This window comes from Candidatus Sulfurimonas marisnigri, from assembly GCF_015265475.1.
Classification (GTDB): domain Bacteria; phylum Campylobacterota; class Campylobacteria; order Campylobacterales; family Sulfurimonadaceae; genus Sulfurimonas; species Sulfurimonas marisnigri.
On sequence record NZ_CP054493.1, the window covers coordinates 1,365,996 to 1,387,420 of the forward strand.

Genomic DNA, 21,425 nt, shown 5'->3' on the forward strand with positions numbered 1-21,425 from the left:
TTATACCTACCTTCCCTATATTTTACTTTAAAGAAGTCAATATATTTCTATTCTATTATTGATTTAACAATCATTGAGGGTCTCCATTTATTTATAGAACCTTCGGTTTGAGACTCTAAATTTAATTTTGTTTTAGGATGGTTTCTTTTAAATTTCTCAAAAAAAGTAAAAATCTTATCCTCTAACCCATAATATAAAATATAATTTTTAATGCCATTTTCAATATATAATTGTTCTTTTCTCTCTCTTATACTTGCTTCGAGTTGAACAATATAGCAACGTGCAAAAACATTAGCGATTGGAAGAATTTTTGAATTAATTTTCATATATTTATCTAAATTTTTTTTAATTTTAATTGCATCGCCTCTAAATACATATTCGCTTACAGCATATAAATCATAATCCCATAATTTTTGAAGATTTTCACCCTCTATAGTGTTTTGCAAATCATTATAACTCTCTAAAAGATTATATGCTACTGTAATGTCATTATCTCTTATAGCGTTAAAAAATTTATGCCTACTCTCTATTTCGATTATAATATCTTTCGCCTCATTTTTAAAATCTTCAAAATCAAGTAAAATTCTAAGAAGTTTTACCGCAGAGTGAGTGTCATTTTTTTCAATAAATTTTTGTGAGTTTATGTACAAATTGTCGGCGTATTTACTTAAAGAATCATATTCAGAGTACTCTTTTAAAAATGGGTGTATTTTCAGTAGTTCATATACAAGTTTAAAATCTTTTTGAGCAATTGCAATTTTAAACCTTCTATGAATTTGGGCATTAGTTAACAAAGCCTGGATATGTTTTGACTTTTCGCTTATCCCCCGATATGGAGCTAAAATTTCATTAACTTTATCTGCAGCTTTTGGCTCAAGTATATACTTCTGCGCCAACATAAATGATTTTTTCCAATTTAATTCCAGCGATTTATAAACAGGTGTCTCTTCGTATAGTGGGTGTTTTTTTGCCAGCGTATAAGCCTGTGTTATTTTGCCATGCTTTACAAGCAGAACAAACTTATCAAACTCTTCATACTCTTTAATAAGATTATTCATTATCTGTTTTTTACTTGGAATTGTTACAAAATTTCCAAATATACCAACTGCTCTTTTTTTATCACTTTTTCCAAATAATTCTTTTGCTCTTTGTACTGTTTTTTTCCATAAAGTATCTAAAATCAGGTAAGTCTCTGTATATTTTAAAAGTGGATTTTTTTCAATCTCTGCATATATCTGGACGTAATTTTTTTCTCGCAGAAACTGAGTTAATTTATTTTCACCAAGATATATTTCATATAAAATCAACTCTCCACTATCTGAACCAATGATAAGATGCTTGTTGTTTTCATCAAAGTTTATTGAAGTAATTTTATTATTAAGTTTAATATATCTTCTTGATATCAACTTATAACTATGTAAATCGTACACTAAAACATATCCAAGTATACTTGCTAAAAATAAAAATTTATCATCACCAACAGCAACTTGCGTAATGTCGTCATGAATCCCATCAAGTCTTGTGATTATTTTACCGTTATTTGTGTCCCATATTATTGCACTGTTGTTTTTATCAATGCTAAAGAGTCTGTTTTTACTTAAAAACTTAAGTTTCATAACAGGAGCTGAGTGAGCTCTTAACTTATGTATTAATTTCATTGTATTCAAACTAGATATATGTATATTTTTATCATAACTAGCAGTTGCGACCAATTGTGCATTATCACTAAATGATATGTCGTTTACGCAATCAATATGACTAGTAAGGGTAAATGCAAGCTGTCCACTTTCAACATCGGATACAAAAATTTTACCATCATCGCCACCAGAGAACATATATCTGTCTTGAGGGTCAAGTGCGACAGAAGAGACATCTCCGTGATGCCTATCTATCTTAGAGATAATTTTTTTTGTTTTTATGTCATAAAGCCTAGACTCTTTGCAATCAGAACTTATAACAACAAAATATTTTGCATTAGAGCTAAAACCAAAAACATCAGAGCTGTATCTAAAGTGGACTATATTGCACTTAAGCACACTCTTCACATTGAGTGTGCCTATGTCTAAATAGTGCATCGCAGTGGCTGAGTCAACAACTAAAACACTATTCTCATTTATAACTTTAGTATATACGACTGCTTCACTAAAACTACTACTTTTAACAGGTAACATTATATATTAGTCCCTTATGTAGCCCTCTTGTTTTAAAACATTATGAATATCAGCTTGATGCTGCTCACCTTTAGTCTCTACATGTACGGTTACATTTGCATCACCATAGTCAAGTGAAATCGATGTTCTATCATATGAAATATGAACAATATTGGCATTTAATTCTTGAAGAAGCTGTGTAAAATGCATAAGAGAACCAGGTTTATCAATTAGAGTAACGGTCAATTTCATCTTTCTTCCAGACTTCAAAAGACCTTTTTCAATAATAACAGAAAGAAGTGTAACATCCATATTTCCGCCGCTTAGAACTACTGCTACTTTTTTACCTTTTAAATACTCTAACTTTTTATGAAGTAAAGCAGCTACACCAACAGCACCTGCACCTTCAACAACAAGTTTTTGTTTCTCTAGTAAAAACAAAATTGCACTGGCAATCTCTTCATCATCTACGCTGATAAACTTGTCTACGCTACCAAGCATGTATTCTAACGTGATAGGTGAAGTATCACGAACTGCTATCCCGTCAGCTATCGTCCTAACACTGAGTGAATCAACAACTTTTTTAAGATCGTATGAATTTTTAAGGGCTGGAGCACCGGTGGCACTAACACCTATAACTTCAATATTTGAATTTATACTTTTTATAGCGCATGCCATTCCAGATATAAGTCCTCCCCCGCCAACTGGGATGATTACAGCATCCAAATCTTCACATTTATCCAGAATATCTAAAGCCAATGTCCCCTGTCCGGCGATAACCTCTTCATCTTCAAAAGGGTGAATAAATGTTAAAGAGTTTTTCTTTCCATACTCTGTTGCGTATGCATAAGCTTCGTCATAATTACTTCCGGCGAGAATAACTTCTGCACCATAATATTTAACACCATTTACTTTTGTAAGAGGCGTTGATTCAGGCATAATAATCACAGCTTTAATATTAAACTTTAGTGCTGAGAAGGCAACACCCTGTGCATGGTTTCCAGCACTTGCCGCAACAACACCACCAGCTCTTTGCTCATCATTTAATGATGCTATTTTATTGTAAGCACCTCTTATCTTAAATGCGCCGGTTATTTGCAGATTCTCTTTTTTTAAGTAAACTTCACATGCAGATATTTTGCTTAAATATGGTGCATATGATAGAGGTGTATCAACTACAATATCTTTTATACGCTCTTGTGCCTCATATATCTTTTTTATATCTAACAATAAACTTTCCTTACAGAGCTTTATGCTCTATCATACTACACATATTTTGAACAACCATCATTCCAGCATTTTTTGCTCTTTGTGCCGCATCATTATTAACAATCTCTTTTTGAGCCCAAAAAACTTTTACATCTTTGCGTTTTATGCAGGCATCAGCAACATTATCCAGCTCTTTTGATTTTCTAAATATATCAACCATATCTATTGCAAAAGGTATCTCTTCAAGTGAGCGATAAACTTTTTCACCCAAAATCTCATCCTCTTTTGGATAAACCGGAACTATTTTAAACCCTTGTTCTTGAAGATATTTAGCGACTCTATGACTTGCCTTTGAAGCATCAGGAGAAAGCCCTAAAACTGCAATAGTTTTTACACTGCTAAAAATATCTTTTATCTCTTGCTTATTTGAATTAACAGAAGGGAATTCACACTCCATAAAAGTTCCTTATTATTTAATATATTTGAGTGATTATATCAAAAAAGAACCATTTATACATCAATTTTCTCTTGACCTATCCTGTATAAAGCAAAGTCATATTTCAACGGATCATTATTATCAAAAGATTTTAAAGTTTGAGTCAGCTCTATAGCCGCTTGAAGATCATAACTTTTTCTTTGCAAAAGTCCAAGTTTTAGAGAGACATTAAATGTATGCGTATCAAGTGGCATAATTAAGTCTGCTTTATCAATTCCATGCCATAAACCCATATCGATATTATCATCTCTTACCATCCATCTTAAAAACATCATCCACCTCTTAAGTGCACCTGCTCCTTTTGTTTTACTGGTAATTTTTCCTATTAAAAAGTTATAACCTTGTGACTGATGCGGATACTCCACATGTAGAGTTTTTATAAGTTCATTTATTCCATCAATTACACTGTTATTCTTAGTGTAGCCACTCTTAAATATAGCCTCTAGAGTACTTTTTTCATTTAATCTTTTAAGGGCAATAAACAGGGCAATAACATCTTCGCTTTTTTGAAATCTATAGTAGTGATTTTTTAAAGACTCTTTTATCTCATCATCACTTTTTTGTAAAATAGAGAAGTCAAGTGAGTCCAAAAACTTAACTATCTGCTTTACATTTCCATAAGCAAAAAGAGCGCATACCAAAGAGATATTGGGGTCTTTGTAGCGGTGTGCAACTAAAATCGGATCTAGCTTATCATAAGATATCTCACTTGTGCTGTTTCTTTTAAGAACTTCTAAGTCAAGTCTTTTTTTAATGTAAATAATAGAGTTTTTTCCTCTCGCTTGAACCTGCAATGTTTAACTGTTTTCTATACTTTGCAATTGTCCTTCTAACCATTGTTACTTTGAATTTTTCTTGAATCATATCTAGTAGTTTCATATCACTGAGTGGTTTATTATGATTCTCTCTCTTAACTATAGTAACCAAGAACTCTTTTATTGCTGCATTTGAAACATCTTCATCTATAGCAGTTGTAAAGAACTCTTTCATTGCAAAAACACCTCTGTTACATGCTATATACTTATTTGCGATTGCTCTTGAAATAGTAGAGGGGTTGTGTCCAAACTCATCTGCCAAAGTCTTCAGAGTAAGAGGCATTATCGCACCGCCTGTAAAAAACTCATACTGATACTCAACTATCATAAGCCCCACTTTATACAAGGTAGCTTTTCTCATGTCAAGTGCGTCAACAAGGCTCTTTGCCTCTTTAATTTTTTGCGAAATAAATTCATGCTCAACCGCATAACTTGTGTCTATAAGAATAGTCGGATAATAGGCATCATTTAGCTTGACCTCTATGGCTTCATCATCATTAAAAAATATCATCAAATCTGGAATAATCTGAGCTGAATCCTCTTGGTACTCTATTGCCGGAGGATTTTTAAATGTTCCAAGAACACGCATAACTTCACTGAAGTGTTCTTTTCTTGAATAGCTGTGAATATCCTCCATATTATTAATAACTTCCACACACAGAGGATAGGCCTCTTCACTTATGTCTGAACTCTCCAGCTGAAACACAAATGACTCTGCCAAATCTTTTGCAGCAACACCAATTGGCTCTACATGTGAGAACCTCAAACGAACTTTTTCAAACTCCGAGATATCAATATTTTTGATTTTACAAAACGCTTCACTGTCACCTTCATAGTAACCATTTTCATCCAGATTAGCCACTACAAATGAGGCAATAGATTGCGATATAGGCGTTGGAAACAGTGGCGCTTCTAACTGCTCATCTAAGACATCATAAAGAGATCTTTTTTGAATAGTCAATGCTTCTATCTGCTCAGTTCTAGAGTTGCTTACCTGACCTGAAATTATTTTTCTAGGAATCTTTTTTTCAAAATTTTCTTCATATCCTGACTTTACTTCCACAACCGGATTTGCATCAATAAAAGGGGACATGGCTTCACCCAAGTCGCTTAAGCTAGAGTGTAAAATAGGCAACCAATTACGAAGTGTATTTGAGAGCTTATGCTTATTCTCTACGCTTTGATTTTGCCTTAATGCTGCCATTTATCTACAATCCATTGAATTTAAGCTCTAAAGCTTAAAGTCCTCACCAAGATAGTGCTTACGTACATCGCTATTTTTCCCTATCTCTTCGCTTGTTCCGCTGGCGAGTAACTCACCGGACTTGATTACATATGCTCTGTCACATACGTCCAATGTTTCACGAACATTATGGTCTGTAATAAGAACTCCTATCCCGTAAGATACAAGCTGTTTTATAACAGTTTGTATATCCAAAACAGCAATAGGATCAACTCCGGCAAAAGGCTCATCAAGAAGTAAAAATTTAGGCGCATTTACAAGTGCTCTTGCTATCTCAACACGACGGCGCTCGCCACCGCTTAAACTAATACCTTTGCGAAAACGGATCGGTTCAATATTAAACATATCCAAAAGTTCCAATATTCTAACCTCTTGGTCTTTTTTATCTTTTATACCAACTTGAGCGGCAATCATCAAGTTCTCTTCAACGGTTAAATCTTTAAAGATAGAAGCCTCTTGGGGGAGATAACCAATTCCTTTTAAGGCTCTTAGATGTAGTGGCATTCCAGACAAATTTTCTTCATCATAATAGACCTCTCCGTCACTTGCCTCTACAAGTCCGCAAATCATATAAAAGGTAGTTGTTTTTCCAGCTCCATTCGGACCAAGAAGTCCAACTACCTCTCCGCTAGAAACCTCTAGACTCATACCTTTTACTATCTCTAAATCTTTTATTTTTTTCTTTAAATTAATTGCCCTAAGCGTATGCATAATCTACCTTATATTGTCTAATTTCATCTGAGACTTTTTCTATATCTACAATTAATGTACTTATACCTGCAGAGTTTAAAATCCTAACTAGTTCATCATCACCCCACTCTACAAAATGGAGGCCATCTTTGTCCAGCTCCTCCAACATTCCAAGTGATATAAAATGATCTAAACCGTGGTTATACATGTCATAGTGAAAAACCATCTCCCCGTAACACTGTTGCAAAGAGAATGTAGGAGAGGTTACATCATCTGCTAGCCCTAAAAATTTAACAAACTCTTTTACAAAAGTAGTTTTTCCAGCCGCAAGATCACCTCTTAATATAATTACACCGGAACTAAATTTTTTCCCAATATCTTCAACTAAAGTATTAAGTTCTTCTAATTTAAGCTTATAAATAATCATAGTTTATTTGATATTTCAATGATATTTTTCAGCTTTTCTTTGGCTTTTCCTGTTTTAAGAGCTTTTTGTGCAATTTCTAAACCATCTTGAATATCTCTAGCTAATCCATCAACCACTAAGGCAGATGCAGCATTAATAAGCACTATGTCTCTTTGAGCATCCGTAGCCTTGTTATCAAAAATATTATGTAAAATCAAGGCATTATCTTTTGCATCTCCACCCATTATTGCTCTAAGAGGAACTCTTTTAATTGCATATTCTTCGGGATCTATTTCAAACTCGTGAACCAAACCGTCACGAAGTATAGAGGCATAAGTTATATCGCTTATACTAATCTCATCCATCCCCTCCCGTGAGCTAACAACCATAGTAGACGTTGCACCGTTAATTTTAAGTGCTTCTGCCATCTTTGAAACGAAGTTCTTATCAAATACACCAAGAAGGGATTTTTTTGCTCCTGCGGGGTTTGTAAGAGGTCCTAGAATATTAAATATTGTCTTATCAGGTATCGTCTTTCTGATTGGAACTATGAAACTCATTGCTGGATGATGATTCTGTGCAAACATAAAAGTAAAACCTGACTCTTCCAAGAGTCTAGCACTGTTTTTAATACTTAAATTAAGTCTAATACCCAGCTCTTCAAACATATCTGCACTGCCAGATTTTGAAGTTATAGAACGACTTCCGTGTTTTGCGACAATACTTCCACAAGATGCAACTAATAGTGCAACAGTTGAAGATATGTTGAAACTTCCAATTTTGTCTCCACCGGTCCCAACAACATCAAGAGCCTTCATGCTAAGTTCATTTGAAATAGGAAGAGGCATAGAAAAAGAGCGCATTACTTCTGCCGCTGCTGCTATTGACTCAACAGAGGTGTAGTCGTCTAACTTCATACTTAACAAAAACTCTATCATAGCTTCATCACTCATCTCATGATTAAAAAGTGAAGTAAACTCTTTTTTTGTTTCATTATAAGTCACGACAACTCCTTGATATACTCTGCTTGTAGAGATTTTGGGGTAGATTTAGTGGTAGGAATCTTTATTACTTCATATTTTTTTGTTTCATTAAGATAGTTAATAGTTAAAATATTCCCAACATCAATATTTTTACTAGCCTTAACCACTACATTGTTTATTAAGACCACACTGTTGCTTATCATATCTTGTGCAACCGATCTTCTTTTTGTAATATTTACTGAATTTAAAAATTTGTCTATTCTCATGATTAATACTCTTAAAATAATATTTTTTCATATTGTAGAGTATTAAAACTGAAAGGGATGTAAGAGTTGGAACATTTTTTGCATTATATAGTGCCTATTATCAAAAAAAATATTTTTATACTCTTAAATAATCTCTTTTGTTGGTGCACCTAAGTAATACCCTTGAGCATAATCTATATTAAGTTCAACAAGCTTATCATACACACTTTTGGAATGAACGAATTCTGCTATAGTTTTTATTCCCATTTTTTTAGCAAACTCAGCAATAGTTTCTACTACCATTTGTGAGTTAACATCTCTATCAATAGTCTTTATCATAGAACCGTCAATTTTTATATAATCAACTTTTAGTTTCATAAGGTATTCAAAATTTGAGTATCCAGTGCCAAAGTCATCAATAGAGATACTACACCCATAATGTTTTACTTGCTCTATAAATTCAATTACTGCTTCAAAATTTTCTATGCCCTCTGATTCTAGTATTTCAAAAGAGACATATTTCCCTATTCCAGTTGATTCTAACTTTTCAATAATTAATTCTACTACTTCAACATGTGAAATATCTTCTACTGAGATATTTATAGAAAAATGGTATGGCTTTTTTTCAAATTTGGCAAATGTTTTTCTAATCATAATTTTTGTCAATTCATGATAAATTCTATTTTTCTTAGATAATGCAAGAAAATAAATTGGAGGAATATAATCGCCATTTTCATCTTCTATTCTCATTAGTGACTCATATTTAACAATTTCCTGAGTTTTACAATCAACAATTTGTTGATAAAATGGAACTACCATATCATTTTCAACTGCAAATTTAAGTTTTTTTGTCCATTTTAAATTATTTTCATATTCTTGTGTCTTTTTCATATTTGATTCATACATTAAGTATTTTTTCTTCTCTTTTTTTGCAACTCGTAAGGCCATATCTGCTTGTGTCAACAGATACGAATCTCCATAAGACATACCTATGGTTACATTTATATAAACACCATTGTCTTTTTCTATTGAAAAATACTCTTTTGTTATACTGTCTACAATATGCAAGGCAATACCTTCCAACTCTTCTAAATCAAACTTCTTAACACAATATAGCACATATTCATCTGCATGTAATTTATAAAATTGATTCTCTACATCTATCATGCTTTTTATTGAAGTAGCCAGTTTCTTCAAAACAGTATCACCTATATCATGACCATATAGATTATTAATTTCCTGAAAGCCATCAATATTAACAATCATAAGAAGTGCTTCTTCTTTACGTTCTAAAACGTCCAATAACCTTCTTCTGTTTGGTAAGCCTGTAAGTGCATCATTGTAAAATTGATTTTCTAAACTATCTAGCATATTGTTAAAAACATTTTGCATAGAGTTGATCTCTGTTATATTATTTTCCAGTGTTAATCGCTTACTGATGTCACTATCATTAGATATTGAGTCTACTGTTAATATAAAATTTTTAATAGGCTTAATTAGGTATTGATTAAATTTAAAGAAGAGCAGAATAAATATAAAAAATGTAAAAAATACTATAAATAAAACAAAGAAATTTGTCATTTTCGCCAAAGATACTTTTACGTCAACAATTGGATATGAGATTTCAATAACACCTAAAACATCTTGTTTTTGTGCATTTGTATGGCATTTTAGACACTCTTGTGTTGCAATAACTGGGTAGTGAAACTGAATAATATCGTCTTTTGTAATTTCTAAAATTTCTTCGCCTTTGAAAGCTTTTGCAAGAGAATTTAAATTTGTATTTTCTTTTTCATTTTCATTTTTTCCAAAAATTTCTGCAACTTTTTTACTCCTAAAAACATTTATATTCATATTTTTATCAATCTCATTGAGCCTAGAGATCGTATTGTCAATATCTTCCTTCGTCCACCCTTTGGCCATGCCAGAGTAAAGAGATTCAAAAATCAACATACTGGTTTTTTTTGCATCATCTTTGGAGAGACTTAGAATAGCTTGTTTTTTCATATATGTGCTATAAAAAAATACTGATATAAGAGTAATTGTTAATGACGCAAGAATAACGCTGCCAATAACTTTTGTATAGCTTGTTCTTTTTTTCAAATTAATACCTAATTATAAATATAATACTGCGTAATACTATTAAATATTTCATTAAAGACTGATTAAAGACTTTTTTAACGTTATGAAGCAAATCCACTAGAAAAGCTATCTTTCTCAACAACGATGGCCTTTTGCTTCTCTTTTCTTTTTGTGTCTTTTTCAACAAATATTTTTTTACGAGTTTTTGGGTCCATCTCGGTATAGTACATAACTGCGGAGTATGTTCCTGGAGTTGGGGTAAATACCTGCGCCTGTTCTGGATTCATTTTCAACTCATCAGTTGTAAATCTTTTTAATTCATGCATATCTTTCTCCTCACACCCAGGGTGAGCTGCTATAAGATAATAAGTTAAAAACTGATTTTTACCCTCTTCTCTATTTAATTTATCATACATCTTTTTAAAATCTATAAGTGTTTGCTTACCTGGTTTTCCCATAAGTTCAAGTACATGCTGCTGTGTATGCTCAGGAGCCACCTTCATCTGCCCTGATATATGATGTTTAACCATCTCTTTTAGGTAAGAGTACCCATGCTTCTTATCTGCAGTAATCAAGTCATATCTAACGCCAGAAGCTACAAAAGCTTTTCTTACTCCATCAACTTCTCTAACTTTTCTAAGAAGATCTATATTTCTACTATGATCTACATGCATTACCTTACAGAGTCTATCTGCATCAACACAACGTATATCATCACATGTACCTTTTTTAAGCTTTTTACCACACTCATATCCGTACATATTAGCAGTTGGTCCACCTACATCAGAGATAATTCCTTTATAATCTTTATACTTGTTGAAATCTTTTGCTTCTTCTAATATATTGCCTTCACTTCTAGTTCTAATTGTTCTGCCTTGATGCACACCAATGGCACAAAAGTTACACTCTCCCCAGCATCCATGATGTGTCATAATAGAAAATTTTATAGTCTCTAAACACTTCACTTTACCCATTTTTGCATAGTATGGGTGAAGTTCTCTTGTAAAAGGAAGATTTGAATTTGCATCCATTTCAGGTTCATCCAAGTAATGACATGGAGGGTTTTGAATTAGAAAACGGCTATCTACAGGTTGACAAAGTCCATTAGCGGAAACAGGGTCATTATTATCATAAAAATCATCAAATAGATCTATATATTTTTCTTTCTCATCCAAACACTCCTGATGTGATGGAAGCTGTATAAACTCATGCTTAGGCTCTTTTGCTATGTAACAGAGACCTCTTACATCTGTATAATCTTTGCCATCATCCAAAGCTTTTGTTAACTCTTCAAGGGCTATTTCACCCATTCCGTAAATTAAAATATCTGCTTTTGAATCAAAAAGAATTGGCTTTTTAAGCTTATTTGACCAATAGTCATAATGAGTTACTCTTCTTAAACTAGCTTCAATTCCTCCAAGAACAATAGGGGCTGTACTTTTATAATATCTTCTAATTAAGTTGCAGTAGACGCTCAGTGCGCGGTCTGGTCTTTTGTCATTTTTCCCACCAGGTGTATAATCATCAGAGTTTCTGAATTTTTTAGTTGCTGTATAATTACTAACCATACTATCAACGCTTCCTCCACTAACACCCCAATAAAGTCTAGGTTCACCAAGCCTTTTAATATCTACATCACTATTAATATCAGGCTGACCAATCATTCCAACTTTATAACCCTTTCTCTCCAACATACGACCAACCATTGCAACGCCAATAAAAGGTGAATCTATGTAGGCATCTCCACTAACTAAGATAATATCACACTGGCTCCAACCTTTTGCATTCATCTCTTCTTTTGTTGTAGGAAGAAAGTCTTTATTTGTAAATATTATAGTATCTCTTTTAATATCTTTTGTCTTACTTCTTCTACTCAAAATCTAGCCTTTTGTACATTTAAAAATTATAATTTATCTTTTATGAGTATAATCATACTAAATCAATTTGAAATAAGAGATTACGTATGACTTACCCCTATAATAATTTAGAAAACTTTACACTTCATAGCCTGCTAAACCGCTCAATTAAACTCTATGAATATGAGCCATCATTTGGCATGGTTGGAGAAAAAGCCATGAGCTATAGTGAGTTTATGCAAAAAATAAACAAAACAATAGAGCTTCTTAGAAAAAATGGAATTTCAAAGGGTGATAAAGTAGTATTACTTAGTGAAAATATGCCTAATTGGAGTGTTGCATACTTTGCAGTAACATATTTCGGTGGTGTAATTGTTCCAGTACTTGTCGATTTTCACCCATCAGAAGTTCACCATATTATCAGACATTCAGAAGCAAAAGCAGTTTTTGTATCAGATAAGCATATATCGACAATGGAAGAGTGTGAGAATACAGATGTAGAGTTTGTCATAAAACTTGATAATCTTAGGATAGTTGATGAATTAACTACTAAAGATTATCTCTCACAAATAAAGCAAAAAACAAAAGAGCTTACTCAACAAATCTATAAATCTGCAAACGAACTTACAAAACCTAATGAAGAAGATTTATGTGCCATCATATACACTTCCGGAACTACTGGGCACTCTAAAGGAGTAATGCTTTCACATAAAAATTTGGTAACTAACGCTATGTCAATGCATACAAAAGCTACTATATTGAAAAGTGATGTGCTTTTATCAATTTTGCCACTTGCACACACTTTTGAGTGCACTGTAGGACTTATTGTCCCTGTTCTTCACGGATGTAGCGTTTACTACATAGATAAAGCGCCAACGCCAAGCGTACTTATAAAATCATTTGATATAGTAAAACCTACTATTATAATAAGCGTGCCATTAATAATTGAAAAGATTTATAAAAACAAAATTTTGCCAAACTTCACAAACTCATGTATTGTAAAAAATCTATATAAAGCTTCTTTTGTACGAAAAAAGCTAAATAAAATAGCTGGTAAAAAGCTTATTAAAAAATTTGGTGGAAAACTCAGACTGTTTGCAATTGGTGGAGCAGCTCTATCTCCGTCAGTAGAAAAATTTTTAATAGAGGCAGAATTTCCTTATTTAGTTGGATATGGCTTAACAGAAACTTCCCCTATGCTTGCTGCTTCTGCTTTAGGAGAAACAATTAAGCTAAAATCAACTGGAACTGTAATGGCAGGTGTTGAGTTAAAAATCAAAAATCAAAATTCTGATACTGGCGAGGGTGAAATTCTTGCATTATCTCCAAGCATTATGATGGGATATTACAAAGATGAAGAGAAGAGTAAAGAAATTATGGAGGATGGATGGCTTTTAACTGGAGATTTAGGCTACATTGATAAAGATGGCTTTTTATTTATAAGTGGGAGAAGTAAGAACGTAATCATTGGTTCTGGTGGAAAAAATATTTATCCAGAACAGATAGAGGCTGTCATAAATCAAAACGAAGCGGTTTTAGATTCTTTAGTTATGGAACAAAGATCTCAACTTATAGCTAAGATACATCTAAATTATGAGTTCTTAGATAAGAAGTTCAAAGCTTATAATACTTCTGATACTAAAGCAGCAGATGATATAGCAAATTTTTTAGAAGAGATGAGGATTGATGTAAATTCTCAAGTGTCATCTTTTTCTAGGATAATTAAATTTATTGAGCAGAGAGATCCTTTTATAAAAACACCAACTAAAAAAATAAAAAGATATATTTATGAAAATTAATATTAATGCAATAACCCTACGTAATTTCGTTAAAAAAACAATATTTGCCGTAATTTCTCTTATAATCCTTTTGTTAATTATTATAGGTGTTAGACAATCAGATTTCACTAATATCAAAAAATATGATAGTGATGATAAATCACCCAGAGAAGTAGTCTATAATCCTAATAAAATAACTTTAAATTATTACACTACAAAAGTTACTTTAAATAATGAAAACTCATTAGCAAACCTTGGTGACTTTGTATTTAATGTTGCAGGAGATAGAAAACTAATTGCAAATATTTCATTAAAGTATAAATCAAATAACACTTCTGAAAACTGGATTCAAAGTGATAATAACGCAGGAGAAGAGATTGTTAAAAAAAGTGTAGTGCTTAGAGATGCAATAATAAATACCATGATTGGAAACCATAATGCAACTGTCAATAGTAAAAAAATGAGAAATGATTTAAAAGAGAATATAAACAAGAACTTATCAAGTGGTGAAATCGAAGAAGTTTATTTTAATTCATTTATACTTCAATAATAAATATAATGCTAGAGATTGAAATATTTTATATCAAACAATCCAACTCTAAAGGGTACATATGGTCAATATAGAAAAAATAATGCATAAAAATGAGTCTGTGCTTGTAAAAGCTGAAATATCAAAAACTTTTTACACTGGTATAGTATCACTTTATGCTCTTGGTGCACTGCTTCTTTTTATTGGCTATGAGTATGAGATTGGAGTAATAGGTATTGTACTTATTATACGAACATTTTATGTCCATCTACAAGAGATTAAAGAGAAAAAATCATATCAGTGTTTACTTACACAAAATCGACTCATAATTTTAAAAGGGCATAAAAAAAGGGAAATATTTCCAATAAATCTAAAAGATATAAGAACTATTTATATCAAACCAATAAATAATTATTTAAAAAACATTATTGATATTGGAACGCTAGAGGTAATAACAACCAGTGGTGGCAGATATGTGATTAGTAATATCAAAAAACCATATACCTACCATCGAGCAATAATTGGAGATATTGTAAGCGCTACACACTACTCCAATAAATAGAAAATTAAAACTGTCGTTGAAGAAAAGGTATAACCTGTTTTTTACGGCTTAAAACTCCATCAAGCCAAACTTCTGAATTTTCAAGTTTACATTCAAAAGCAGACTCTACTTTACTCTCATCATCACTCACAACTAAAAGTTGTGAGCCTTCCTTCATTATGTCTGTTAAGAGTATAAGAACAGATTGTAGACCACTCTCATCTTTTAGCTTTTTCATGTCTTTAAATAAATCATATTTAAGATTATCAAATACACTTAAATCAACTACTTCAAGCTGCCCTATTCCCAGTCTAGAACCACCCATATCAAACTCTTTGTAATCACGAGTATTCAATTCACGGGCTGTAGCACCTACCACTGCAGATTTAACTATAAACATCTCCATACCAAGTGCTTTATAGTCTTCTATTTCGGCAATTTTAGCAAGCTCTTTACAGACCTTAGTATCTGTTTTAGTACATGTAGGTGATTTGAAAATTACAGTATCACTTAAAATTGCACATAGCATCATCCCTGCAATATCTTTTGGGATCTCCACTCCATGGTAATCGTACATTTCTTTTATAACTGTGTTTGTACACCCTATAGGGCGAATCCAGCACTCTAAAGGGGTATCAGTAGTTAAATCACCTAATTTATGATGATCAACTATTCCTAAGATTGTAGCTTCCATAATATCTTTTGGAGCTTGAGCTTTATCAGAAAAATCAACTATATAAACTTTTTCCCCTGCAACAGAAGTTTTTAGCTCTGGCAATGTTCCGCCAAACTTATTTAAAATAAACTCTGTTTCTGGAGATATCTCTCCTTGACGAGTAGGTACACACTCTTCACCAAGCTGATTTTTAAGATATGAAAGAGATATAGCACCTACAATAGAGTCACTATCTGGATTAGTATGACCAAAAATATACGTTGACATTTAATAACCTTTAATTTTTTTCGCAATTATACTAAAATTTTACATTTAAAAAGTTATATTCTTGTTATTAGTTGATATAATACATTAAAAAAAAAGGTTCTTTAATGAAAAAAATTACATTTGCCATAATAATGACTTTTACCTTTACCGGAAGTATTTATGCTAACGAGTGTTTAGAATCACTTAATAAATATAATGAATATTCTGACTTATCAAAAGATGCAACAGATAACAAAATAAAACTAAAACATGAGAGTGCATCAATGGATTATTTAAAAAAAGTTTCTATATATTGTGACCACCTTAAAGAGGAAGAGAGAGAAGATATTGAACAAGTTTTAGAAGATTATAAGAAAAAATAGTTTTAAAAAACATATCTCTTCTTTGGGTTATATCCCCAAAGAAGGTAGTGCACAAGATTAATTAGCCTCTTCAACCATTTCATCCAATATACTAAACAGCTCCATAGATACTTTTTCTGTTTTAATAAAATCATCTATTATCATGTTATCTGTATTTTTATCTCTATCTCTGGCTACATTCAGAGCAATCGCATTGTTTATATTTGTATGAACTGTTGCATGAGGTATTTTTATCTGTAAGTAAGCTTTAGTCTTACCAAAGAACTCTTTTCCTTCACCTTCATACCATTTGCCAAACCTGCAGCTATGGTGATCTGAGAGAAGCTTATCTTCATTGTTAAACACAGTTCTGTATCCATTTATTTTAAATAGAACATGATCTAGTTCAGCAAGCGTAATAAATACTTTATTTGCAATATAACTACTGCTATGGTTTAATTCTTCTACAGTTTGTGCCATCTCAACAAAACTATCTTGAAAACCATCAACTTTATCTTTTGCCTCACTTGATACTTTCTCCATAGTTTCACTCTGCTCAAGCATAGTTGATGAGCTTTGATTTACAACACCAATACTTACTTCTATCTCACCTGTAGCTTTTTGAGTTCTCTCAGCTAGTTTTCTTACTTCATCAGCAACTACTGCAAATCCTCTACCATGCTCACCAGCTCTTGCTGCTTCAATAGCCGCATTAAGTGCAAGAAGGTTTGTCTGGTCTGCAATCTCCTTAATGAGCTCTACTACTGCTGATATTGAAGCTATGTTTTCATTAAGTTCATCTGAACTTCTTTTAGTCTCCGAAGATGCTTCCACAATATTTTCAAGTGCCTGATGCAATCCACTGTTATTTTCTCTAAGTTCGCTAATACCTTGAGAGCTTTTTGAATTAAGTTCAGACATAACTTTTATTTCAGCTAGGTTGCTCTCTGTGCTTGATTGAACTTTTTGTATACTATCTTTTGCTCCTGAAGAGAAAACATTACCCAACTCTACAACAAATTTATTTCTTAAAAGAGAGTGTTCAACTTCAATAGTTTTTTCTTTTGCAGCCTCTGTTGCTTGTTTATTCTCTTCAATTGACTCTTTTACTCTAACAACCAACTGATTAATACCTCTACCAATTGAAGCAATCTCATTTTTTCCTTTCATATTACAAACACTTTCAAAATTACTATCTGCAAGTGTGGAGAGATAATTTTTTAGTTTATCTACAGACAAAAGAATATTAACAACAAAAAGCATGCCAATACCTGCAATAATAACTAACATAAGAGACGAAATAGCAACCTCCGCATCTGCTACCTTTAGTGAATGATTCATCTCTTCCATAATTAAAAGGTTATTATTTATATGTTCAGATACCCAATTTTCAATTTTTTCATATAGCTTTTGTGTGCTGACATCAACTTTAGGCATATAAATATTACCTGCATCTGTACCATTATTTACATATTCATCAGTCATCTTAAGGGTTAAATCATAATAGTTTTTCAACTCTATTCTAAATGTTTTTAAATCACTAACCATATCCGATTGTTTGTCGCTCTTATGATATTCTATTAATTCATCTAATCTATTATTTGCTTCATTAAAATGTTTTTTTGCCTCTACATAACCTTCATCAAGACCATCTTTAGCCCTTGTTGCAGCTGCGTCCGTAAGCCACTGCTGAATTTGTATAACATTAACTTGTAATTTTGTAAGATTAAATGCGTGCGGTAAAACCTTCTCAGCAGAATTTTCTATCGTTCTCTCAACACTCGCTATATTTGAATGATTTAAGAAAGCCGTTACAGACATTGAAATAAAGACAACAATCCCCACTGTTGTTAAAATTTGTTTAATACTAAAGTTCTTTGCAAAATTCATATCTACATTCCTTAATTTAAATTAACATATAATAACTAATTAATTATTAAAGGGCAAGTTAAAATAGATTATTGTTCTAATATGTTAAACAAATAACAATATTATTGCAAATATGTTACTATTGTTCACATATTTAGCATAATAGAATAGTAGTATTTTGTTATTAACATTTTAATATTAGTTAAATTTTGTACGGTACAAACAGTGACGACATAAATCTTCAACTACATCACCATTTTTAAATCCATTAGTAATAGCTTTAGAACGTTCTTTATTTATAATGTCAGAAATAGATTCATCTTTAACATTGCCCAAATTTATTTTTGCTTCATAGTCAAAACAACATGGCACAACTTCTCCACTGCTTAAAATTGCCATTTGAGAACTTAACCCATGACAATAACCTTTTTCACTAACAAATTGGGCCTCTAGTGATGGCCAAGAAAAAAGAGAATCAAAATTAAATAAAACTTTAGAAATTACACGCATTTTTTTAGTCATATCTCCTGTAGACAGCAATTTGGAACCAAGTTTATTAAATATTATAGATATTACTTCATTGTTATAATCTTTATGAGAGTTGTCACTATCTTCATTCCACAGTCTGTAATTAATAAAAGATTTATTATTGAGAGCACGAAAAGCAAGTGTAAATTCAGCTATTTTAGTAAGGTAAACTTCTAAAGAGATTGGGAGTGTATTTGCTCGGTAACTGTTGAGAGAGAAGTTAATCTGCTTTATGGCTGGATGATTTAACACTTCTACATGTAGAGGTTTAAGATAGTATCCAGCAGTTGTAATATGGACATTAAGACCCGCTTTATAGCTAATATCAAGATACTCTTTTATATTTTCAACTAAAAGCGGGTCACCGACAACATGGTATGCTATATCGTCAGTAAAGAATTTTGCCTCAATATTTACTTTTTCAAACAGTCTCTTATCCATATTTGAGATAACCCTGTTTGAAGATGGACAAAAGTCACATGACAATCCACATTTAGATGTGAGTTCAATGTAGACTTTGTGCATTCTCTTTTTTGACATTTACCCTCTTTTTTTCTAAATATTAACTTTTTAGCAATGGTAGCTGATTTAGTAAACTTTCACAATACTCCCACTGATCAAGGGTATTTTTCCATTCATTTGGTACTGCATCTACACCCTTATAAGCACCAAGAACCATACCGATGGCAATAGCGCGTGAAGCATTGTCCCCACCAACCATAGCATTTGCTTGAAGAGCCCTCTTAAGTCCATCTTCTTCGTCTGCATATTTTAGTATAAAGTAAACTGCCCCGGGAAGTGTCCCTTCCGTTGGGCTGGCTTTTCCTACTTTTATTGGCTCAGAACGACCTACGTCCCAAAGTCTAGCCATGCTTGTGATAGCCAAGTCATCACTAAACTTTTCTCTTGAGAGAGATGAATCAGGGTCAGCCTCTTCTTTATACTTGTCAATGGCTTGAGCAACCTTAGTGTCATAAAAGCCACCCATCTGTAGTCCGACATTCTCTATTGCATCAATTGGTTTTTCTCCATTAATAACTCTGTGGGTAACACGGGCAAAAAACTCTCCACCACCTAAAGCTTCAGCATTTATATGTGTAAACATTGCCTTTCTTGCAACATCAACAACTTCTTCTTCTGTATCGTAGTATCCATGGGCAGCTACATGTCGAATTGCCATAGCATTTGAAAAACCTCCAAGACGCTCAACCGGGACCCCTTTTTTCACCTGAGCGTATGTCTCTTTTGTCATAGTACATATCCATGACCCCCACCCATTTTCCAGTCTATTCATCCAGTGAGGAATCATATTGGCAACACTAAAAGGGCGTACTTCATCACTTATGGTAGCCAAATGCTCTAAAACTAAAATATTATAATCGCCATAGTCAGTAGTTCCACCAGCTTTTTTACCTGGATGGTAATTTCTCTCTCCCCATCCTATTCCATGTGTTTGTCCACCCATCATCTCTCCTGGTGACATAAACTTTTCTATTGGCTGGCTTCCATATGCTTCATGAATCTTTTTTGCATCATATTCGTAATGACTTCCAAGACAAAGTGCATCCCCAACTATTGAGGCAAAAAAAGCCCCTTTTATTCTCTCTTGTTTTGTAATAGTACTCATAATTTCTACCTATTTTTTACTTAATTCTAACTAAGTAATATTTAGGCTGGCTATAAATTTTAAGTGCATGTAATAGTTTATAATTTCATAAGGTTTTAATAAACATAGTATTGTTATAGAAGTTATAATATAAATAAAATATTATATACTTACAAACTCAATTAAACAATAGGGATGATTAAACAAATAATGGAGAATTTTGCGTTAATACTTGTGTCAATTATTATTGGTTATTTTATAAATAAATTAAAAATATTTCCTAAAGAGACCCCTATTATATTAAATCAGTTTGTTTTGTATATTTCATTGCCGGCAATGATTTTACTCCAGATTCCTAAACTAACATTTTCAATAGAAGTAATTATACCAGTTGTTGTAGCCTGGATAGTTATTAGCGTAAGTGCCATAATTATACTATTTACATCTAAGATGTTAAACTTTTCAAAAGAGATCACAGGTGCACTACTGCTTGTAGCTGTATTAGGAAATACATCATTTGTTGGAATTCCTATAATTAATGCCTACCTCGGTGAATCTGCTCTTGCCTATGTTTTAATCTATGATCAATTGGGTTCTTTTATAATTTTATCAACATATGGAACTTTCATTGCCTCTTACTACTCAATAACAAGCGAATTAAATATTAAAATTATTCTAATTAAAATATTAACTTTTCCAGCATTTATTGCGTTAGTCATAGCACTCTTTTTTATAGGAACTACTTTTCATCCGGTAGTAACTAGTGTTTTATCCTCACTAGCTGTCACTATTGTTCCAATTGCCTTGGTCGCGGTTGGCTTACAGCTTAGATTCAGACTTCCATATGAAGATATAAAACCTTTTAGTGTTGCTTTGATTACAAAACTTATTATTGCCCCTTTAATAGCATACTTAGTATGTTATATATTTTCATGGGATAATCAAGCCTCATTAGTCTCCATAATGGAGTCAGGTATGGGACCAATGATAACAGCGGGTGTCATAGCTTCTATGGCAGGTCTAGCACCAAGACTAAGCTCCGCTATTGTCGGATACGGAATACTTATATCATTTTTCACAACAGCAATTTTATTTAAACTTATAACCTAACATAT

20 protein-coding genes and 1 pseudogene are annotated in these 21,425 nt (G+C 32.4%); 5 read left to right on the forward strand and 16 right to left on the reverse strand.

Features of this window, described 5'->3' with window-relative positions; genetic code table 11:
* Positions 1-47: 47 nt before the first annotated feature.
* From HUE87_RS06890 to HUE87_RS06940, 11 genes are all read right to left on the reverse strand, one after another.
* Complete coding sequence (locus HUE87_RS06890) at positions 48-2,171, reverse strand: WD40 repeat domain-containing protein (protein WP_194365479.1); 2,124 nt, start codon at positions 2,169-2,171, stop codon at positions 48-50.
* Between the two features lie 6 nt (positions 2,172-2,177).
* Entirely contained in the window at positions 2,178-3,380 is a 1,203-nt protein-coding gene (gene ilvA / locus HUE87_RS06895; protein WP_194365480.1) for a threonine ammonia-lyase, read from the reverse strand.
* A gap of 10 nt (positions 3,381-3,390) precedes the next feature.
* Complete coding sequence (locus HUE87_RS06900; protein WP_194365481.1) at positions 3,391-3,816, reverse strand: CoA-binding protein; 426 nt, start codon at positions 3,814-3,816, stop codon at positions 3,391-3,393.
* Positions 3,817-3,869: 53 nt separating this feature from the next.
* Positions 3,870-4,649: a TIGR02757 family protein gene (locus tag HUE87_RS06905; RefSeq protein WP_229855074.1), complete on the reverse strand. Its 780-nt coding sequence runs from the start codon at positions 4,647-4,649 to the stop codon at positions 3,870-3,872.
* Positions 4,606-5,874, reverse strand: a complete 1,269-nt coding sequence (locus HUE87_RS06910; RefSeq protein WP_194365482.1) for an RNA polymerase factor sigma-54 — start codon at positions 5,872-5,874, stop codon at positions 4,606-4,608. Before HUE87_RS06910 ends, HUE87_RS06905 begins: the two co-directional genes overlap by 44 nt.
* Before the next feature lie 27 nt (positions 5,875-5,901).
* On the reverse strand, positions 5,902-6,624 hold the full coding sequence (lptB, locus tag HUE87_RS06915; protein ID WP_194365483.1) for an LPS export ABC transporter ATP-binding protein: 723 nt from the start codon (positions 6,622-6,624) through the stop codon (positions 5,902-5,904).
* Positions 6,611-7,030 carry a tRNA (adenosine(37)-N6)-threonylcarbamoyltransferase complex ATPase subunit type 1 TsaE gene (gene tsaE / locus HUE87_RS06920; RefSeq protein WP_194365484.1) on the reverse strand — a complete coding sequence of 140 codons (420 nt, stop codon included), beginning with the start codon at positions 7,028-7,030 and terminating at the stop codon, positions 6,611-6,613. The genes lptB and tsaE overlap by 14 nt, the downstream gene beginning before the upstream one ends.
* Positions 7,027-8,013: an anthranilate phosphoribosyltransferase gene (gene trpD, locus HUE87_RS06925; RefSeq protein WP_229855075.1), complete on the reverse strand. Its 987-nt coding sequence runs from the start codon at positions 8,011-8,013 to the stop codon at positions 7,027-7,029. Before trpD ends, tsaE begins: the two co-directional genes overlap by 4 nt.
* Entirely contained in the window at positions 8,010-8,258 is a 249-nt protein-coding gene (locus HUE87_RS06930) for an RNA-binding S4 domain-containing protein (RefSeq protein ID WP_194365485.1), read from the reverse strand. The genes trpD and HUE87_RS06930 overlap by 4 nt, the downstream gene beginning before the upstream one ends.
* A 123-nt stretch (positions 8,259-8,381) precedes the next feature.
* Positions 8,382-10,340 carry an EAL domain-containing protein gene (locus HUE87_RS06935; protein WP_194365486.1) on the reverse strand — a complete coding sequence of 653 codons (1,959 nt, stop codon included), beginning with the start codon at positions 10,338-10,340 and terminating at the stop codon, positions 8,382-8,384.
* A gap of 80 nt (positions 10,341-10,420) precedes the next feature.
* The gene (locus tag HUE87_RS06940) at positions 10,421-12,109 is read right to left on the reverse strand and encodes a YgiQ family radical SAM protein (RefSeq protein ID WP_229855271.1); all 1,689 of its coding nucleotides are present in this window, start codon (positions 12,107-12,109) and stop codon (positions 10,421-10,423) included.
* 173 nt (positions 12,110-12,282) lie between these two features.
* Between HUE87_RS06940 and HUE87_RS06945 the strand changes: the two genes are divergently transcribed.
* The 3 genes from HUE87_RS06945 to HUE87_RS06955 all read left to right on the forward strand — a co-directional run bounded on the left by HUE87_RS06945 (position 12,283) and on the right by HUE87_RS06955 (position 15,044).
* Positions 12,283-13,974, forward strand: coding sequence for an AMP-binding protein (locus HUE87_RS06945; protein ID WP_194365487.1), 1,692 nt, complete (start codon positions 12,283-12,285; stop codon positions 13,972-13,974).
* Positions 13,964-14,503 (forward strand): flagellar basal body-associated FliL family protein, encoded by a 540-nt coding sequence (locus HUE87_RS06950; RefSeq protein WP_194365488.1) that lies wholly within the window; start codon positions 13,964-13,966, stop codon positions 14,501-14,503. Before HUE87_RS06945 ends, HUE87_RS06950 begins: the two co-directional genes overlap by 11 nt.
* Before the next feature lie 61 nt (positions 14,504-14,564).
* Positions 14,565-15,044, forward strand: a complete 480-nt coding sequence (locus HUE87_RS06955) for a hypothetical protein (RefSeq protein WP_194365489.1) — start codon at positions 14,565-14,567, stop codon at positions 15,042-15,044.
* A 4-nt stretch (positions 15,045-15,048) separates the two neighbouring features.
* On the opposite strand, the gene HUE87_RS06960 is transcribed toward HUE87_RS06955, so the two are convergent.
* Positions 15,049-15,966 carry a manganese-dependent inorganic pyrophosphatase gene (locus HUE87_RS06960; RefSeq protein ID WP_194365490.1) on the reverse strand — a complete coding sequence of 306 codons (918 nt, stop codon included), beginning with the start codon at positions 15,964-15,966 and terminating at the stop codon, positions 15,049-15,051.
* 104 nt (positions 15,967-16,070) lie between these two features.
* Here HUE87_RS06960 and HUE87_RS06965 point away from each other — a divergent pair, with 104 nt between their 5' ends.
* A complete protein-coding gene (locus HUE87_RS06965) occupies positions 16,071-16,328 on the forward strand; it encodes a hypothetical protein (protein ID WP_194365491.1) in 258 nt (85 codons plus the stop codon).
* 57 nt (positions 16,329-16,385) lie between these two features.
* Here the strand turns inward: HUE87_RS06965 and HUE87_RS12930 are convergent, their stop codons facing one another.
* The 4 genes and pseudogenes from HUE87_RS12930 to HUE87_RS06980 form a co-directional block, all read right to left on the reverse strand.
* On the reverse strand, positions 16,386-16,745 hold the full coding sequence (locus tag HUE87_RS12930) for a CZB domain-containing protein (RefSeq protein WP_430732983.1): 360 nt from the start codon (positions 16,743-16,745) through the stop codon (positions 16,386-16,388).
* A 6-nt stretch (positions 16,746-16,751) separates the two neighbouring features.
* Positions 16,752-18,197 (reverse strand): annotated as a pseudogene (locus HUE87_RS06970) (methyl-accepting chemotaxis protein); the annotation flags it as partial.
* 177 nt (positions 18,198-18,374) lie between these two features.
* Positions 18,375-19,244, reverse strand: coding sequence for a radical SAM/SPASM domain-containing protein (locus tag HUE87_RS06975; protein WP_194365493.1), 870 nt, complete (start codon positions 19,242-19,244; stop codon positions 18,375-18,377).
* Between the two features lie 22 nt (positions 19,245-19,266).
* Positions 19,267-20,331, reverse strand: coding sequence for an ADP-ribosylglycohydrolase family protein (locus HUE87_RS06980; protein WP_194365494.1), 1,065 nt, complete (start codon positions 20,329-20,331; stop codon positions 19,267-19,269).
* A gap of 189 nt (positions 20,332-20,520) precedes the next feature.
* Between HUE87_RS06980 and HUE87_RS06985 the strand changes: the two genes are divergently transcribed.
* Positions 20,521-21,420, forward strand: a complete 900-nt coding sequence (locus HUE87_RS06985) for an AEC family transporter (RefSeq protein ID WP_194367913.1) — start codon at positions 20,521-20,523, stop codon at positions 21,418-21,420.
* The last annotated feature ends 5 nt before the right edge of the window (positions 21,421-21,425 follow it).

Excerpts from the sequence above, each read along its gene's own strand:
- HUE87_RS06890 (WP_194365479.1), bottom strand. The coding sequence starts at position 2,171 with ATGTTACCTGTTAAAAGTAGTAGTTTTAGTGAAGCAGTCGTATATACT.
- HUE87_RS06900 (WP_194365481.1), bottom strand. The coding sequence starts at position 3,816 with ATGGAGTGTGAATTCCCTTCTGTTAATTCAAATAAGCAAGAGATAAAA.
- HUE87_RS06910 (WP_194365482.1), bottom strand. The coding sequence starts at position 5,874 with ATGGCAGCATTAAGGCAAAATCAAAGCGTAGAGAATAAGCATAAGCTC.
- lptB (WP_194365483.1), bottom strand. The coding sequence starts at position 6,624 with ATGCATACGCTTAGGGCAATTAATTTAAAGAAAAAAATAAAAGATTTA.
- tsaE (WP_194365484.1), bottom strand. The coding sequence starts at position 7,030 with ATGATTATTTATAAGCTTAAATTAGAAGAACTTAATACTTTAGTTGAA.
- HUE87_RS06930 (WP_194365485.1), bottom strand. The coding sequence starts at position 8,258 with ATGAGAATAGACAAATTTTTAAATTCAGTAAATATTACAAAAAGAAGA.
- HUE87_RS06940 (WP_229855271.1), bottom strand. The coding sequence starts at position 12,109 with ATGAATGCAAAAGGTTGGAGCCAGTGTGATATTATCTTAGTTAGTGGA.
- HUE87_RS06945 (WP_194365487.1), top strand. The coding sequence starts at position 12,283 with ATGACTTACCCCTATAATAATTTAGAAAACTTTACACTTCATAGCCTG.
- HUE87_RS06950 (WP_194365488.1), top strand. The coding sequence starts at position 13,964 with ATGAAAATTAATATTAATGCAATAACCCTACGTAATTTCGTTAAAAAA.
- HUE87_RS06955 (WP_194365489.1), top strand. The coding sequence starts at position 14,565 with ATGGTCAATATAGAAAAAATAATGCATAAAAATGAGTCTGTGCTTGTA.
- HUE87_RS06960 (WP_194365490.1), bottom strand. The coding sequence starts at position 15,966 with ATGTCAACGTATATTTTTGGTCATACTAATCCAGATAGTGACTCTATT.
- HUE87_RS06965 (WP_194365491.1), top strand. The coding sequence starts at position 16,071 with ATGAAAAAAATTACATTTGCCATAATAATGACTTTTACCTTTACCGGA.
- HUE87_RS06975 (WP_194365493.1), bottom strand. The coding sequence starts at position 19,244 with ATGTCAAAAAAGAGAATGCACAAAGTCTACATTGAACTCACATCTAAA.
- HUE87_RS06980 (WP_194365494.1), bottom strand. The coding sequence starts at position 20,331 with ATGAGTACTATTACAAAACAAGAGAGAATAAAAGGGGCTTTTTTTGCC.
- HUE87_RS06985 (WP_194367913.1), top strand. The coding sequence starts at position 20,521 with ATGGAGAATTTTGCGTTAATACTTGTGTCAATTATTATTGGTTATTTT.